This is a genomic window from Mycobacterium ahvazicum, assembly GCF_900176255.2.
GTDB classification, from domain to species: domain Bacteria; phylum Actinomycetota; class Actinomycetes; order Mycobacteriales; family Mycobacteriaceae; genus Mycobacterium; species Mycobacterium ahvazicum.
The window spans coordinates 852,792-868,771 of record NZ_FXEG02000003.1 but is presented as its reverse complement, the minus strand read 5'-3'; the positions used below and the strand labels follow the sequence as shown (position 1 = coordinate 868,771).

The 15,980-nt window shown below is 68.6% G+C and carries 14 protein-coding genes and 2 pseudogenes; 12 read left to right on the top strand and 4 right to left on the bottom strand.

Going from position 1 to position 15,980, the window contains the following annotated elements; genetic code table 11:
- Positions 1-25: 25 nt before the first annotated feature.
- Positions 26-637: an aa3-type cytochrome oxidase subunit III gene (gene ctaE, locus MAAFP003_RS16745; RefSeq protein ID WP_096288648.1), complete on the bottom strand. Its 612-nt coding sequence runs from the start codon at positions 635-637 to the stop codon at positions 26-28.
- Between the two features lie 138 nt (positions 638-775).
- On the opposite strand from ctaE, the gene trpD reads away from it, so the two are divergent.
- Entirely contained in the window at positions 776-1,879 is a 1,104-nt protein-coding gene (trpD, locus tag MAAFP003_RS16740; RefSeq protein WP_243394084.1) for an anthranilate phosphoribosyltransferase, read from the top strand.
- Here trpD and MAAFP003_RS16735 read toward each other — a convergent pair.
- Positions 1,817-3,670, bottom strand: a pseudogene (locus MAAFP003_RS16735) (DEDD exonuclease domain-containing protein); the annotation flags it as partial. The gene trpD and the pseudogene MAAFP003_RS16735 sit on opposite strands and share 63 nt — an antisense overlap.
- Positions 3,671-3,804: 134 nt before the next feature.
- Between MAAFP003_RS16735 and MAAFP003_RS16730 the strand changes: the two are divergent.
- The 4 genes from MAAFP003_RS16730 to pimB all read left to right on the top strand — a co-directional run bounded on the left by MAAFP003_RS16730 (position 3,805) and on the right by pimB (position 7,575).
- Positions 3,805-4,059, top strand: coding sequence for a hypothetical protein (locus tag MAAFP003_RS16730; protein ID WP_096288642.1), 255 nt, complete (start codon positions 3,805-3,807; stop codon positions 4,057-4,059).
- A gap of 186 nt (positions 4,060-4,245) precedes the next feature.
- Positions 4,246-5,418, top strand: a complete 1,173-nt coding sequence (ripC, locus tag MAAFP003_RS16725) for a peptidoglycan hydrolase RipC (protein ID WP_096288640.1) — start codon at positions 4,246-4,248, stop codon at positions 5,416-5,418.
- Positions 5,419-5,467: 49 nt separating this feature from the next.
- A complete protein-coding gene (locus MAAFP003_RS16720; protein WP_096291215.1) occupies positions 5,468-6,316 on the top strand; it encodes a hypothetical protein in 849 nt (282 codons plus the stop codon).
- 95 nt (positions 6,317-6,411) lie between these two features.
- Positions 6,412-7,575, top strand: a complete 1,164-nt coding sequence (gene pimB, locus MAAFP003_RS16715; protein ID WP_096288638.1) for a GDP-mannose-dependent alpha-(1-6)-phosphatidylinositol monomannoside mannosyltransferase — start codon at positions 6,412-6,414, stop codon at positions 7,573-7,575.
- Between the two features lie 170 nt (positions 7,576-7,745).
- Here the strand turns inward: pimB and MAAFP003_RS16710 are convergent, their stop codons facing one another.
- Positions 7,746-9,548, bottom strand: a complete 1,803-nt coding sequence (locus MAAFP003_RS16710) for an AMP-dependent synthetase/ligase (RefSeq protein ID WP_096288636.1) — start codon at positions 9,546-9,548, stop codon at positions 7,746-7,748.
- 159 nt (positions 9,549-9,707) lie between these two features.
- Between MAAFP003_RS16710 and MAAFP003_RS16705 the strand changes: the two genes are divergently transcribed.
- The 5 genes from MAAFP003_RS16705 to MAAFP003_RS16685 all read left to right on the top strand — a co-directional run bounded on the left by MAAFP003_RS16705 (position 9,708) and on the right by MAAFP003_RS16685 (position 13,134).
- Positions 9,708-10,097, top strand: a complete 390-nt coding sequence (locus tag MAAFP003_RS16705; RefSeq protein ID WP_096288634.1) for a polyketide cyclase / dehydrase and lipid transport — start codon at positions 9,708-9,710, stop codon at positions 10,095-10,097.
- Positions 10,098-10,200: 103 nt separating this feature from the next.
- Positions 10,201-10,638: an SRPBCC family protein gene (locus MAAFP003_RS16700; protein ID WP_096288632.1), complete on the top strand. Its 438-nt coding sequence runs from the start codon at positions 10,201-10,203 to the stop codon at positions 10,636-10,638.
- The gene (locus MAAFP003_RS16695; protein WP_207768577.1) at positions 10,631-11,914 is read left to right on the top strand and encodes an ArsA family ATPase; all 1,284 of its coding nucleotides are present in this window, start codon (positions 10,631-10,633) and stop codon (positions 11,912-11,914) included. The genes MAAFP003_RS16700 and MAAFP003_RS16695 overlap by 8 nt, the downstream gene beginning before the upstream one ends.
- Positions 11,911-12,309, top strand: coding sequence for a hypothetical protein (locus MAAFP003_RS16690; RefSeq protein WP_096288628.1), 399 nt, complete (start codon positions 11,911-11,913; stop codon positions 12,307-12,309). The genes MAAFP003_RS16695 and MAAFP003_RS16690 overlap by 4 nt, the downstream gene beginning before the upstream one ends.
- A gap of 87 nt (positions 12,310-12,396) precedes the next feature.
- Positions 12,397-13,134, top strand: a complete 738-nt coding sequence (locus tag MAAFP003_RS16685) for a lysophospholipid acyltransferase family protein (RefSeq protein ID WP_096288626.1) — start codon at positions 12,397-12,399, stop codon at positions 13,132-13,134.
- Between the two features lie 10 nt (positions 13,135-13,144).
- Here the strand turns inward: MAAFP003_RS16685 and MAAFP003_RS16680 are convergent.
- Positions 13,145-14,444 (bottom strand): annotated as a pseudogene (locus MAAFP003_RS16680) (glycosyltransferase 87 family protein).
- A gap of 114 nt (positions 14,445-14,558) precedes the next feature.
- On the opposite strand from MAAFP003_RS16680, the gene MAAFP003_RS16675 reads away from it, so the two are divergent.
- Entirely contained in the window at positions 14,559-15,425 is an 867-nt protein-coding gene (locus MAAFP003_RS16675; RefSeq protein WP_096288624.1) for a hypothetical protein, read from the top strand.
- Positions 15,426-15,434: 9 nt separating this feature from the next.
- A complete protein-coding gene (locus MAAFP003_RS16670; RefSeq protein WP_096288622.1) occupies positions 15,435-15,938 on the top strand; it encodes a polyadenylate-specific 3'-exoribonuclease AS in 504 nt (167 codons plus the stop codon).
- Positions 15,939-15,980: the final 42 nt, after the last annotated feature.

Below are 15,980 nucleotides of genomic sequence, written 5' to 3'. Positions count from 1 at the left end.
TTTCCCTGTATTCGGAGCCGCCGGCTCATCGGATGAAATAGATCACGGTGAACAGCGCGATCCACACGATGTCGACGAAATGCCAGTAGTAGGAGACGACGATGCTGGCCGTCGCCTGCGCCGGGGTGAACTTACTCATCCCGGTGCGGGCCAGCAGGAATATGAAGGCGATGAGCCCGCCGGTCACGTGCAGGCCGTGAAAGCCGGTGGCCAGATAGAAGACGCTGCCGTAGGCGCTGCCGTGGATGGTCGTCCCGTGGGTGGCCAGGTGGTAGTACTCGTAGGCCTGCCCGAGGACGAAGAACAGTCCCATCAGGAAGGTGATCACGTACCACCGGCGCAGCCCGAACACGTCGCCGCGCTCGGCGGCGAACACGCCCATCTGGCAGGTGAACGATGACGCGATCAACACCAAAGTCACCGGCACGGCCTGGTACAGATTCAGCTCGGTGGGCGGCGGCGGCCAGTTCCCGCCCGCCTGCGCCCGCGCCGTGAAATAGAACGCGAACAGGCCAGCAAAGAACATGAGCTCGCTGGACAGCCACACTATGGTGCCGACACTGACCATGTTGGGCCGATTCAGCGAATGAACTCGCGACGTGATCGCGGTCCCCGAGGTCCCTACAGCACTCGTCACATCCGCAAGTATGACGCTTTGTAGTTGTTGAACTCTACCCGGGGCGGAAATTCGCCTCCGCGCGTCGCTTTTGTGGAACTTTTCCGGGCCGGGAAACGACGGTTGGGTGTCGGTTGGTCCACGTGGGACCATCGGCGCGTGGCTCTCTCATCTGAGGCTGGATCGCCCCGGGCGTTTTCCGCGACGGCTTCCGGGGTTACCCCGACCTGGCCGCAGCTGCTGGGCCGGTTGACCGACGGGCAGCAGCTGGCCCGCGGTCAGGCCGCGTGGGCGATGGACCAGATCATGACCGGCAATGCGCGCCCGGCCCAGATCGCCGCCTTCGCGGTCGCGATGAAGATGAAGGTGCCCACCGCCGCCGAGGTCAGCGAGCTGGCCGACGTGATGCTCAGTCACGCGCTGCGCATCCCGGCCGAAGCGATCCGCGATGACGCCGTCGACATCGTCGGTACCGGCGGTGACGGCGTCAACACCGTCAACCTGTCCACGATGGCCGCGATCGTGGTCGCCGCCGCCGGGGTGCCGGTGGTCAAACACGGCAACCGTGCGGCGTCGTCGCTGTCTGGTGGCGCCGACACGCTCGAGGCGCTCGGCGTGCGCATCGACCTGGGGCCCGATCAGGTTGCGCGCAGTCTCGCCGAGGTCGGGATCGGGTTCTGCTTCGCGCCCACGTTCCATCCGTCCTACCGGCACGCGTCCGCGGTGCGCCGTGAGATCGGGATACCGACGGTCTTCAATCTCCTTGGGCCGCTTACCAACCCGGCGTTGCCGCGGGCCGGTCTGATCGGCTGCGCGTTCGCCAACCTCGCCGAGGTGATGGCCGGGGTGTTTGCCGCTCGCCGCGCCAGCGTGCTGGTCGTGCACGGCGACGACGGCCTGGACGAACTGACCACGACCACCACCAGCACGATCTGGCGGGTGCAGGCCGGCACGGTGGACAAGCTGACGTTCGATCCGGCGGGATTCGGGTTCGCTCGTGCCGATCTCGACCAGCTGCTGGGCGGCGACGCGTACGCCAACGCCGCGGAGGTCCGTGCCGTGCTGGGCGGTGCCAAGGGCGCGGTCCGCGACGCCGTCGTGCTCAACGCCGCCGGCGCGATCGTTGCGCACGCGGGCCTATCCAGCCGCGCCGAATGGTTGCCGGCGTGGGAGGACGGGCTGGCGCGTGCCGGCGCGGCCATCGACTCCGGGGCCGCCGAAGAGTTGCTCGCGCGTTGGGTGCGGTTCAGCCAGCAGGCCTGAGTCCAGCTCTCGCGCGGCCTGTTGGGAGGCCAGCCGCGCCGAGCGCGCCGTCGCCGCCCACCCCGACCAGGGGCCGGCCGATCGCAGCGGCGAGGCCCAGCCGATGTCGTCGGCGACCCGCACGATGCGCACTCCCGGGGCGACCAGCCAGCGCGCGATCAGCGCGGTCTCTTCCACCAGCGCACCGCCCAGCGGGGCGGCGGCCGGCAAAATCGTTTGTGCCCCGGCCACAATGGCGTCGACTACCGGCATCGGCGGCACCCCACGCCGGGCGGTGCCCGCCGAGGCGAGCTGGCCGTAACGGATCACGGCGAGGTGATAGCCCCCGCTGCCGTCCGGGGCCGCGGCGATCAGCTCGGGCAGCGCGGCCAGCGCCCGCAGCCGCTGACCCCGCCACAGCACCTCGACGGTCGTGGCGGTGCGGGCGCGCAGCCGCGCCGCGCTCTCGAAGTGGCGATGGCCGGCCAGCACGCCGACCTGATCGACGGCGGCCCCCAACGCGCAGTTGTCCCTGCCGTCGATCAGGGCCGCGGCGCGCTGCGTGGCCGCGGCGTACTGCATCGCGCTCAGGTCGCGCGCGGCCGGACAGGGCGACACCTCGACCTGGGGGCAGGCCGGACCGTGGCGGGCTGAACGGCCGAGTCGCGTTGTGCAGGTCCGGATCCCGGTGAACCGCGCCAGCAGCCGCGCGGTGTCGGCGGCGTCGGTGCGGGACCGAAACGGCCCGATGGCGCGATCATGTCGCGGGGCCCGTACCACCGACAGCCGGGGGAACGCCTCGTCGCTCAGCGTCACCCACCACCACCGCTGCGGGAACCTCGAGCGGCGGTTGTACGGCGGCGCGTGCGCGGCCAGCATCCGCAGCTCCCGGACTCCGGCCTCCAGGGCATGGGCACACTCGACATAGTCGACGGCGCCGGCCAGCGTCACCATCTCCTTCATCCGGCCGCGGGGGTCGCCACCGGTGAAGTATTGGCTGACCCGGCGCCGCAGGTCGACAGCGGTGCCCACGTAGAGCACCTCGCCCGACGGGCCGCGGAACAGGTACACGCCGGGCTGGTGCGGCAGGTGGTCGGCGAGCACGCGCTTGCGGCGCTGGGTCGGTGTCACGTTCGGCAGATACGCGCGCAGATCGGCGTAGGTGTGCACACCCTGGTTGCCCACCCGCTCGATCAGCGCGTGCAGCACGTCGACGGTGGCGCGGGCGTCGTCCAGCGCGCGGTGGGTGGGTTGGGTGGCGACGGCGAAGAGCCGCGCCAGGGCGGCCAGTCGCACGCTGGGCGCTTCCTCGCGGCTCAGCACCCGGCGCGCCAGCCGCACCGTGCACAGCACTTGCGGTCGGGGCCAACGGATTTCGCAGTGTTCGGCGGCGGCCCGCAGAAAGCCGATGTCGAACCCCGCGTTGTGGGCGACCAGCACCGCGTCCCCGGCGAACTCCAAGAACATCGGCAGCACGGCGTCGATCGTCGGGGCGTCACACACCATCGTCGTCGTGATGCCGGTGAGCGCGACGATCTGCGGCGGGATGCTGCGCTGTGGATCCACCAGGGTGCCGAGCTCGCCGAGCACGACGCCGCCGCGGACTTTGACCGCCCCGATCTCGGTGATGGCGTCGGCAGCCGCCCCGTCTTTCGCGCGGCTGCGCCCGCCGGTCGTCTCCAGGTCGACGACGACGAAGGTGGTCTCGCGCAGCGGGGTTTCGTCGGTGGCCGTCCAGCTCGGGTCGCCGCCGGATTCCCGGTTCGCTCCCAAGTCGGCAAAACTCAGTTGAGTCCCACCAGTCACACCCATGCGCGTGACGTTAGGCATCGGGGCCGACACTCGCGGTGTTTCGGGCGCGGGGTGTCGCGCGCACCAAAAGATGTCGGTGCCCGCAGTTAGCGTTCGGGCCGAGCACGACAAGCCGGATGAGAGGACCGATTCCGATGGCCCACAGCAGACGAACCGAGAGCAAAGGTGTCGCCGCGTCAGGACCGGGTGCCCCGGTGGTGATCGACTGCGACGACTGCGCGGCGCGCGGCCCGGGATGCCGGGATTGTGTGGTCAGCGTGCTACTCGGGGTACCGGAAACTTTGTTGGAAGACGAACGGGCCGCACTCGAGGTGCTCGCGGACGTGGGGATGGCGCCGCGGTTGCGGTTGGTGCCGATTCATCGAAATCGCGGGTCCGGTGTCGCCTAATGCCCTTGAGTGCCAAAACCCCAGGACCGCTCCGCGTACCCCGTCTCGTTCACATACTTATGTCATAAATCTTTCCATTTTCTTAACGATCTGGTTTGGACAAACGCCGATATCGTTTCGTAACCTGTTTGAGACCTAAACCCAGCTCGACCTCTAACGTCGATGGCAGTTTAAGGAAGCAATACTTTGAGTTTCGGCTCCGCGCATTCGATCTCGCGTGTCATCACGCGGTCAGTCATCGGGACGCTGGCAGGCCTCACGGTCTTATCGGGTGTCTGTGCCGCCAATGTGGCGGCCGATCCGGCCGACGACGCCCTGGCAAAGCTCACCGAGCTCTCCCGGCAGGCGGAGCAGACCACCGAGGCCATGCACAGCGCGCAGCTCGACCTCAACGAGAAGCTCGCCGCCCAGCAGGCCGCCGACAAGAAGCACTTGGACGACCAGGCCGCCGTCGATGGGGCGCGGGCTCGACTGGCCACCTTCCAGAGCGCCGTGAACAAGCTGGCCGCAGCGACCTACATGGGTGGCCGCGTCGACGGCATGGAGGCGATGCTGACCGCGCAATCCCCGCAGGGATTGATCGACAAGCTGGCCGTACAGCGCGTGATGGCGACTCAAATGTCCACGCAGATGGCAAGTTTCCGGGTGGCCAGTGAGCAAGCCGCCAAGGCGGAGCAGGCATCGACCAAGTCCGCCGCGGAGGCCAAGAGTGCGGCCGAGCAGGCTGCCGCGGTGCGGGCCAGTCTGCAGTCCAAGCAGAGCCAGCTGCAGGTTCAGATCGCGGTCGTCAAATCGCAGTACGTGTCCCTGTCGCCGGAGCAGCGCACCGCGCTGGCCGATCCCGGACCGATGCCGGCCGCCGCGCCGCTTCCCGGTGCGCCCGCCCCGGAGGCGTTGCCGCCCGGTGCGCCGCCGGCACCCGGCGCGCTGCCGCCCGGCGAGGTTCCGCAGCCGGCGGGGATGATGCCCGGCCTTCCCGGAATGGCTCCCGGTGGTCCGGGTGGCCCTGGGGGTGACCGCGCCAACGTCGTCCAGGCGGCGCTGACCCAGGTGGGAACGCCGTACTCGTGGGGTGGTGCCGCACCTGGCGGGTTCGACTGCTCCGGACTGGTCATGTGGGCCTTCCAGCAGGCCGGTGTCTCGTTGCCGCACTCGAGCCAGGCGCAGGCCAACGGCGGTCAGCCGGTGGCGCTGTCGGACCTGCAGCCCGGGGACGTGGTGACCTTCTATTCCGACGCGTCGCACAGCGGCATCTACGTCGGCGACGGCATGGTGATTCACTCGTCCACCTACGGCGTGCCGGTACGGGTGGTGCCGATGAATGCCGCGGGCCCGATTCACGACGCCCGCCGTTACTGACCGTTTTCCGTCCAGGCAATACCGTCGGCGTCGCCGGTGGCTATCGATCCTGCTGGCCTGGGTCTTCGTCGTTGAGATCGTGGTCGCGGCCGCCGTCCCGCTGAATGCCCGCGACGGCCGGATAAGACCCGCACAGCTGGTCGTGCCCGCGCGCACCCAACCGATCGCCGGGCGGGCGCCGCTGATCGTCGGTGACCGCCAGGTCCGGCTGATCGGCCTGGGCGGTGCGGCCGCGGACCGCCTGCTGGCCCGTATCGCAGCCGAGATACCCACCGCGATCGACAAGGTCGAGGCATTCTGGGGAGCCGACTGGTCGCCCGACATCTCGGTAGTGGTCGCCGGCTCCGACGACCAGTTCCGCGCCGCCGCCGGTGGCGGATCGCCGGAGCAGTGGGCGGACATCGCCGCGATCACCGTCGCGGATCGCATCGATCCCGCGCATCGGGTGGTGGTCGGCCAGCGGATCGTGTTCGCCCCCGGTGCTACCGGCATGAGCGACTCGGCGTTGCGAATTGTGTTGACACACGAGCTTTTTCATTACGCGGCACGCGCCGACACCGCGCTCGACGCGCCGCGATGGCTGGCTGAAGGCGTCGCCGATTTCATTGCCCGGCCCAGTGGCCCGGTCCCCGCCGGACAGCGCTCGCGGCCCGTGTCGCTGCCGTCGGACTTCGACCTGGACACCCCGGGGCCGCAGCGCTCGCTGGCCTACGACCGTGCCTGGTGGTTCGCCCGCTTCGTCGCCGATACCTTCGGGACGCCGAAGCTGCGTGCCTACTATCTCGCCGTCTGCGGCGTCACCCATGCCGACCCGTACACCGCCGGCCGCGACGTGCTGGACATCGACCCGGCAGGCCTGCTCGCGCGCTGGCAGCAATGGATGGTCGGCGGGGCCTAATTGCCCGACTCGCCCCCTCGCGGCTGCGCGGCTGGGGGCACCCCCACCTCAGACCGCTGCGCGCTCTGCATCGTCGCCAGGCTAGCCTAAGGCAAGTGAGCCGGGTTCTGCTGGTAACCAACGACTTTCCGCCGCGGCGTGGCGGCATCCAGTCCTACCTGCGCGAATTCGTCGGCCGGCTGGTGAGCACCGGGTCGCATGCGGTGTTGGTGTACGCGCCGCAATGGAAGGGCGCGGACGTCTTCGACGCCGAAGCGGCCGGCTATCGGGTGGTGCGCCATCCGGGGACGCTGATGCTGCCGGGGCCGGCCGTCGATGCCCGGATGCGACGGTTGATCGGCGACCACGGCATCGACACCGTGTGGTTCGGCGCGGCCGCACCGCTGGCGCTGCTGGCGGCGCGGGCCCGGCAGGCCGGTGCCACCCGGGTGCTGGCCAGCACGCACGGTCATGAGGTGGGCTGGTCGATGCTTCCGGTGGCGCGATCGGTGCTGCGTCGCATCGGCAACGATACCGACGTGGTGACGTTCGTCAGCCGCTATACCCGGTCCCGGTTCGCGACGGCGTTCGGGCCCGCGGCGTCGCTGGAATACCTGCCGTCGGGAGTCGACACCGACCGGTTCCGCCCGGACCCCGCCGGGCGCACCGAGCTGCGCAACCGCTACGGACTGGGCGAGCGGCCCACCGTCGTGTGCTTGTCCCGCCTGGTCCCGCGCAAGGGCCAGGACATGCTGATCAAGGCGCTGCCCTCGATCCGGGAACGCGTCGATGGCGCCGCCCTGGTGATCGTCGGCAGCGGCCCGTACCTGGACGCCCTGCGCAAGCTGGCCCAGAGTTGCGGCGTGGCCGACCACGTGACCTTCACCGGCGCGGTGCCCTCGGCCGAACTGCCCGCCCACTACGCACTGGCCGACGTCTTCGCGATGCCGTGCCGCACCCGCGGCGCGGGCATGGACGTCGAGGGCCTCGGCATCGTTTTCCTGGAGGCCTCGGCGACCGGCGTCCCGGTGATCGCCGGCGATTCGGGCGGAGCTCCAGAAGCCGTGCAGCACAACAAGACTGGACTCGTCGTCGACGGGAACTCGGTGCGCATGATCGGCGACGCCGTCACCGAACTGCTGGCCGATCCGGACCGGGCCGCGCTGATGGGCGCGGCCGGACGCGATTGGGTGACCACGAACTGGCGCTGGGACACGCTGGCGGCGCGGCTGGCCGATCTTCTCCGAGCCGACGATGTGGGCCGCGCGGCGGCCCGCTGAGGAGGCGAGAAATCCGGTCTGGCGAGCCGACGATGTGGGCCGCGCGGCGGCCCGCTGAGGAGGCGAGAAATCCGGTCTGGCGAGCCGACGATGTGGGCCACGCGGCGGCCCGCTGAGGAGGCGAGAAATCCGGTCTGGCGAGCCGACGATGTGGGCCGCGCAGCGGCCCGCTAGTCCTTCTCGTAGAGCGCCTCGATGTCGGAGGCGAACTTCTCGGCCACCACGTTGCGTTTGAGCTTCATCGTCGGGGTCAGCTCGCCGGTGTCCTCGGTGAAGTCGACCGGCAGGATGCGGAACTTGCGGATCGATTCGGCATGCGACACCGACAGGTTGGCCTGCTTGACCGCGGCGTCGATCTCGGCGACCAGATCCGGATCCGTGGCCAGATCGCCGACGGACGAGCCCTCGCCCTTGCTGTTGCGCTGCTTCCAGCTGTCGAATGCCTCCGGATCGATCGTGATCAGTGCTCCGACAAAGGGTTTGGCGTCCCCGACCACCATCGCCTGGCTGATCAACGGGTGCGCCCGCAGTTGGTCTTCCAGCACGGCGGGCGCGACGTTCTTGCCGCCGGCGGTAACGATGATCTCCTTCTTACGGCCGGTGATCTTCAGGAAGCCGTCCTCGTCGAGCGCGCCGAGGTCGCCGGGTTTGAACCAGCCGTCTGCGAACGCCTCGGCGGTGGCCTGCTCGTTGCGCCAGTAGCCGCTGAACACCACGCCGCCGCGCACCAACAGTTCACCGTCGTCGGCGATGCGCATGCTGTTGCCCGGCAACAGCGTTCCGACGGTCCCGATCTTGACCCTGCCGACCTGGTTGACCGTGATCGCCGAGCTGGTCTCGGTCAGGCCGTACCCCTCGTGGATGGTCAGGCCCACACCCCGGTAGAAGTGCCCCAGCCGGGCGCCCAGCGGCGCGCCGCCGGACACCGACGCGTGGCAGTCGCCGCCCAGCGCGGCGCGCAGCTTGTGGTAGACCAACCGGTCGAACAGCGCGTGCTTGGCGCGCAGCAGCAGCCCGGGCCCGCCGTTTTCCTGCGCCTCGCTCCAGTCGACCGCGGTTTGCACGGCGCGCGCGAAGATCGGCCCCTTGCCGTCGTTGGCGGCGTTCTGCTCGGCGGTGTTGTAGACCTTCTCGAACACCCGCGGCACCGAGACCACGACCGTCGGCTTGAACACCGCGAACATCGGCAGCAGGTTCTTGATGTCGCTGGTGAACCCACATGTCACCTTGTTGGCGAACGCGGACAGGGTCAGCGAGCGGGCCAGCACATGGGCCAGGGGCAGGAAGATCAACAGCCGTTGCCCCTCGTCCAGCAGGGTTGGCAGACACTCCTTGGCACCCCGTGTCTCGTAGAGCAGGTTGGAATGGGTGAGCTGGCACCCTTTGGGACGTCCGGTGGTCCCGGACGTGTAGATCAGCGTCGCGGGATGCTCCGAGCGCAGCGCCGCTTGGCGAGCGGTCAGCTGCTCGGGGTCGACCGACGCGCCGGCCTCGACGAGCTGGTCGAGCGCCTTGGGGCCCGACCCGTCGATGTGCAGCACCCGGCGCAGGGCGGGAAGTTCGCCGGTGAGCTCGGTGACCGTCGCGGCGTGCGCGTCGGTTTCGGCGAACGCCACCACGGCTTCGGAGTCCTTCAGCACCCAGCGCACCTGCTCGGCCGACGAAGTCTCGTAGATCGGCACGGTGACGGCGCCGATCGACAGGATGGCCAGGTCGAGGATCGCCCACTCGTAGCGGGTGGCCGAGAAGATCGACACCCGGTCGCCGGGTTCCACGCCCAGCGAGATCAGGCCCAATGCAGCGGAGCGGATCTGCTGGGCGGCCTCGGCGCAGGTGACGTCGGTCCACACCCCGTCGATCTGACGTTGATAGATGACCAAGCTGGGGTCGTCGCGCTCGTGCTCGAAGACCATGGCCGCGATGTTGTCGTGCTCGCCGACGGAGAAGCGGGCAGGAACGCTGTACTCACGCACTCTTTTGACTCCGATTGATCTGGTGACTGGTGGCCGGCTTGCTGTAACTCAGACTAATCGCGGTATTCGCGCAGCAACCAAGCAGTCGGTTGGGCGGCCGCTTTGTTGCGGTGCGCCCTCGGCGACGTGCCTCGGATATTGATATGTGAAGCTGACACGATGCACAGCATCCAGATCGCGGACCAGACCTACGTGGCCGCCGACGGTGCACTGGTCGGCGCCGCGATCGGCGACCGGGCGTGCTGGAGACGGTGGTGGCCGGATCTGCGGCTACAGGTCGTCGAGGACCGGGCCGAAAAGGGAATTCGCTGGACGGTCACCGGGGCGCTGACCGGCACGATGGAGGTGTGGCTGGAGCCCTCGCTGGACGGGGTGGTGCTGCACTACTTTGTGCACGCCGAACCCACTGGCGTGGCGGCCTACCAGCTGGCCAAACTGAACTTGGCGAAAATGACGCACCGCCGTCGGGTGGCGGGTAAGAAGATGGCTTTCGAGGTCAAGGCGACAGTGGAACGGTCACGACCGGTCGGCGTTTCTCCGGTAGCTTAACTCCGGTCAAGGTTCGCCCGGAGAGTAGCGTTTCGGTCCAAAGGCGGGGTACTACCGGAGAGGACCGGCGTGTGCCCCCTTGCGGAGAGAAGGTAGCGGCCAGGTGGCGGAAAAGACGACCCAGACGATTCACATCGAGGCAGACCCCGGCACGGTGTTGCAGGTGATCGCCGACATCGATTCGTACCCGGACTGGATCTCGGAGTATAAGGAAGCCGAGGTTCAGGAGCGCGGGGCCGACGGCTACCCGAAGACCGTGCGCTTCGTGATGGACGCCGGTGTCATCAAGGACACCATGGTGATGTCCTACCAGTGGCCGGCCGATCACAAGTCGCTGAGCTGGACCCTGGTCTCCAGCTCGCTGCTGCGCTCGCTCGAAGGGTCATATCGGTTGGCGGCCAAGGATTCTGGGACAGATGTCACCTACGAACTCTCGGTCGATCTGGCCATCCCGATGATCGGGTTGCTCAAGCGCAAGGCCGAGCGCCGGCTGACCGACACCGCATTGAAGGATCTGAAGAAACGAGTCGAGGCTGAGTGAGTCCGTTTCACCCACCCCGCCCGTTACCGGCGCCCGGATCAGCCTCTTCGTGGGGAAGGGTGGGGTAGGAAAATCCACCCTCGCTGCTGCCACCGCGGTCTGTGACGCGATCGAAGGGCAGCGCGTGCTGGTGGTCTCAACCGACCAGGCGCACTCGCTGGGCGACGTGCTCGGCATCCCGGTCCCGCCGAACGGACGCGGCGAACCGGTTCGGGTGCTTGCCGGCCTGGAAACTGGGGGAGCCGCCGAGACGGGATTGCTCGACGCGCTGGCGCTGGACACGTTAGCCCTGCTCGAGGCCCGCTGGCATGAGGTGGTCACCGCGCTGGATCGCCGGTTCCCCGACTCCGAGCTGAGTAGTATTGCCCCCGAAGAACTTTCGGCGTTGCCGGGCATCCAGGAGGTGCTCGGCCTGCACGCGGTCGGCGAACTCGCGGCGTCGGGACGATGGGATCGCGTCGTCGTCGACTGCGCCTCGACCGCGGACGCGCTGCGCATGCTGACGCTGCCGGCCACGTTCGGGCTCTACGTCGAGCGCGCCTGGCCGCGCCATCGCCGGCTGTCCATCACCGCCGACGACGCCCGCTCGGCCGCGGTGGTGGAGCTGATCGAACGCATCAGCTCCAGCGTCGAGCGGCTCAGCGCACTGCTCACCGACGGGGATCTGGTCAGCGCGCACCTGGTGCTGACGCCCGAGCGCGTGGTGGCCGCCGAAGCGGTCCGGACGCTGGGCTCGTTGTCGCTGATGGGGGTGCGGGTCGAGGAGCTGATCATCAACCAGGTTCTGGTCGAGGACGAGTCCTACGAGTACCGCAACCTGCCCGAGCACCCGGCGTTCTACTGGTACGGCGAGCGGATCTCCGAGCAGCGCGCGGTGCTCGAGGAGCTCGATGCCACGATCGGTGACGTGGCGCTCGTGATGACCCCGCACTTGGCGGGTGAGCCGATCGGACCCAAGGCGCTGGGCGGGTTGCTCGACAGCGCGCGTCTTCGGCGTGGAGCCGCCCCACCAGGACCGTTGCGTCCTATTGTGGATCTCGAGTCGGGGTCGGGACTTGGGTCGATCTACCGGATGCGGCTAACGTTGCCCCAGCTCGACCCCGGATCGCTGTCCCTGGGCCGGGTGGACGACGACCTGATCATCAGCGCCGGCGGGTTGCGGCGCCGGGTTCGGTTGGCGTCGGTACTACGGCGGTGCACGGTGCTCGACGCGCATCTGCGGGGCGGTGAGCTGACAGTTCGTTTTCGACCAGATCCGGAGGTGTGGCCCAAGTGAACAAGCCGCACCCCGATATCGCACCCGAACTACGCAAACTGGCCGAGGCGATTCTGAACGGAATCGATCCCGCCGTGCGCATGGCCGCGGCGATGACCGCGGGCAACGGCGTCGGCACCGGCAAGTGTCAGCAGATCTGGTGTCCGGTGTGCGCGCTGGCCGCGCTGGCGACCGGCGATCAGCACCCGCTGCTGACCGTGATCGCCGATCACAGCATCGCGCTGCTCGAGGTGATCCGCGCGATCGTTGACGACCTCGACCGGTCGTCCGGGCCAACACCGCCACCGCCTCCGGACGGTCCGCCCGGCGGCGCGGCGGCGGCCGAGGGCGCCCCCGCGGGCGAGGCGCAGGTGCGGACTCGCTACCAGCCCATCGCGGTCACAATCGAAGATTGATCCTCAGGGTTTGAATGTGGTCCCCTCCGTCGCGGATGGGTACAGTTGGCGCAGAACACCGGCGGGTTTCGGGCGAGAGGGAGGGCCATGGCGTACTGGCTATTCAAGTACATCCTCCTGGGTCCGCTGCTGCAATTGCTTGGCCGGCCGAAAGTCGAAGGCCTGCAATATGTTCCGAGCACGGGCCCGGCGATCTTGGCCAGTAACCACCTCGCGGTGATGGACAGCTTCTTCTTGCCGTTGGTGGTGCGGCGGCGCATCACCTTCCTGGCGAAGTCCGAATATTTCACCGGCACCGGAATCAAGGGCTGGTTGAGCCGCTGGTTTTTCACCGCCGTGGGCCAGGTGCCGATCGACCGCACCAACGCCGACGCCGCACAGGCCGCACTGCAAACCGCCCAGCGGCTGCTGGGCGAGGGCAAGTTGATGGGCATGTACCCCGAGGGCACCCGGTCGCCCGACGGCAGGCTGTACAAGGGCAAGACCGGACTGGCCCGGCTGGCGCTGGAGACCGGGGTGCCGGTGATCCCGGTCGCGATGATCGGCACCGACGTCGTCAACCCGCCGGGCACCACGATGCTGCGCTTCGGCAAGGTGACGGTCCGGTTCGGCAAGCCGATGGACTTCTCCCGATTCGAGGGCCTGGCCGGTAACCGGTTCATCGAGCGGGCCGTCGCCGACGAGGTCATCTACGAGCTGATGGGTCTGTCCGGTCAGGAGTACGTCGACGTCTACGCCGCGACGGTCAAGAACCGCAGCAACGACTCCAACGGTCAGGGGCCGGACGACGAGGCCGCGCGGATCCCCGAGACCGCTGCCGGCTAGGTCGCGACGTTCACGTCGCGCAATAGCTCGTGGCCGGTGCCGGAATCACTGCGCCCCTGCGAATCCCGACCCGCGACCCGGGCGGTGACCGTGAGTCCGACCGTGACGAGCACGGCCAGCGCCCACCACACGTAGCCCATCCCGAGCAGCTGACGCCACCAGTTGGCGGTCTCCTCATGGTGCTTGGGCATCAGCTCGATCGGTGTCCAGTCGATGTACGTCAGCGCCACTCCGGCCAGCGTCACGACGGCCAGCGCGATGTTGCGCCGCCGCCAGCCCAGGATCGCGGTCACCAGCAGCGTCGGCAGCACCCAGACCCAGTGGTGTGACCACGACACCGGCGACACCATCAGCCCGAACAGGGCCACGCAGATGACCGCGAGCGTCGTCTCGCCGGCCTGCAACACCCGCCGCATCGCCCAGATGGTCAAGGCCAGCACGGCCAGGCACAGGCCCACCCAGAGCAGGAAACGCAGGTGCTCGGAAAGCCCGATGCGGGCCAGCGCACCCGCGATGTTCTGGTCGGTGTTCAGCGCCGCGGAGCCGATCCGGTCGGTGTGGTGCACCGTGTGCGTCCAGTACTCCCAGGAGTCGTCCCAGGCCAGGATGAACCCGACGAGCGTCCAGATCGCGAACGACGTCATGGCCGTCAGTGCGGCGCGGAAGTCGCGGCGCACCAGGAAATACAGCAGGAACACCGCGGGGGTGAGTTTGAGCGCCATGCCCAGCCCCAGCAGCAGCCCGCGCGGCCAGGGCGTGCGGCGCGGCACGCAGTCGGCGATCACCAGCGTCATCAGCACGACGTTGATCTGGCCGAACGCGAAGTTCGAGGCGATGGGCTCCAGCCAGATCGAGGCCGGCGCCACCACCACGACGGCCAGCCACCAGCGGCGCAGCCAGGCCGGCCCGGGCACCACCGTCGAGGTGTTCCACACGTCGAGGCGGGTCAGCACGATGACGGTCGACACGATCAGCAGCACCAGGGTCAGCACCGTGATCGCGACGCTGGCCGCCGGCATGTGCAGCCAGGCGAACGGGCAGAACACGATCGCGGCCAGCGGCGGGTAGGTGAACGGCAGATTCAGCCCGATCGGTGTGTGGAACAACACGTCGCCGCGGTACAGCGGACGTCCGTCCAGCCAGGTCTGGCCGCCCATTTGATAGATGTCGATGTCGATGCGGTACGGCGTGTGCGCGAACAAGCCCCAGGCCGCGTAGCCCAGGGCCGCCGCGGCCAGCAGCCACAACACGCCCCACAACAACGCCCGCCCCGGTCGGCTGCCCACAACGGGCGCCTGCGAATTACTCATGTTGTCCATCAGCGTAATCGGTGTCGATGGCCGCGATGCCGCGCAGCGCGGCTCCCGCGCCGCGGACAGGTGCGGGCGTAGGTTGCAAGCGTGTTGCGATGGTTCGCGCCCAGGGTGGCCCACTGGTTCTCGCACGACATCGTCCACGGCGGCCGGCTTCCCCTGCTCTGCTGCCTGGTCGCCTTCATCCTGACCTTCTTCGTCACCCGGACTTTCGTGCGCTTCATCCGGCACCGGGTCGCGTCCGGGCGCCCGGCCCGCTGGTGGCAACCGCGCAACGTCCACGTCGGGGGAGTGCACATCCACCACGTGACGTTCGGGGTGGTGCTGGTGATGATTTCCGGAGTGTCGCTGGTGGCGTTGTCGGTCAACGGGCAGGAGCCCGAAAACACGCTGTCCGCAATATTTTTCGGTATCGGCGCGGCGTTGGTGCTCGACGAGTACGCGCTGATCCTGCACCTATCCGACGTCTACTGGGAAGAGGACGGCCGCAGCTCGGTGGACGCGGTGTTCGCCGCCGTGGCGGTAGCCGGGTTGCTGATCATGGGGCTGCACCCGTTGACGTTCTTCTTTCCGTTCTGGCACGGCACCGACTCGTTCGTCTGGCATGCCGCGGTGGTCGCCACGATGGTGATGACGCTGCCGCTGGCGGTGGTGGTGGTGCTCAAGGGCAAGGTGTGGACCGGTCTGCTCGGCATGTTCATCGTGGTCTTGCTGGTCATCGGGGCGATCCGGCTGTCGCGTCCGCATGCGCCGTGGGCGCGCTGGCGATACACCGCGGCGCCGGACAAGATGCGGCGCGCGTTGCAGCGGGAACGTAAATGGCGCCGGCCCGTCGTGCAGGCCAAGCTGTGGCTGCAGTGCGCGATCGCCGGCACGCCGCGGCTGCCCGACGAACGTCTGGTCGACGCCCAGCTCGACCACGACGTTCACGCCGCACGGCCGCCCGAGGGAACCGAACCCATCCTGATCGGCAGCTAGCCTTTCGGAGTGCGGTACTTCTACGACACCGAATTCATCGAGGACGGCCGCACCATCGAGCTGGTCTCGATCGGGGTGGTCGCCGAAGACGGCCGCGAGTACTACGCCGTGTCCACCGAATTCGATCCCGAACGCGCCGGGGTCTGGGTGCGCGCCAACGTGCTGCCCAAGCTGCCGCCGCCCGCCTCGCAGCTGTGGCGCTCGCGCAAGCAGATTCGCCACGACCTGGAAGCTTTCTTCGGCATTTCCGGCGGCCAGGCCGCCGAACCGATCGAGCTGTGGGCCTGGGTGGCGGCCTACGACCATGTCGCGCTGTGCCAGCTGTGGGGGCCGATGCCGGGACTGCCCAAAGCCATTCCGCGCTTCACCCGGGAGCTGCGCCAGCTCTGGGAGGACCGGGGATCGCCGCGGCTGCCCCCGCGACACCGCGACGTGCACGATGCGCTGGTGGATGCCCGCGATCAGATGCGCCGGTTCCGGCTGATAGTGTCCGGCGACGATGCGGGCGCGTGAGCGTCCTGCAAAGCAGCCCCAGCCCGACTGACGAATGGCCTT

Excerpts from the sequence above, each read along its gene's own strand:
- MAAFP003_RS16730 (WP_096288642.1), top strand. The coding sequence starts at position 3,805 with ATGGCCCACAGCAGACGAACCGAGAGCAAAGGTGTCGCCGCGTCAGGA.
- MAAFP003_RS16685 (WP_096288626.1), top strand. The coding sequence starts at position 12,397 with ATGGCGTACTGGCTATTCAAGTACATCCTCCTGGGTCCGCTGCTGCAA.
- MAAFP003_RS16705 (WP_096288634.1), top strand. The coding sequence starts at position 9,708 with ATGCACAGCATCCAGATCGCGGACCAGACCTACGTGGCCGCCGACGGT.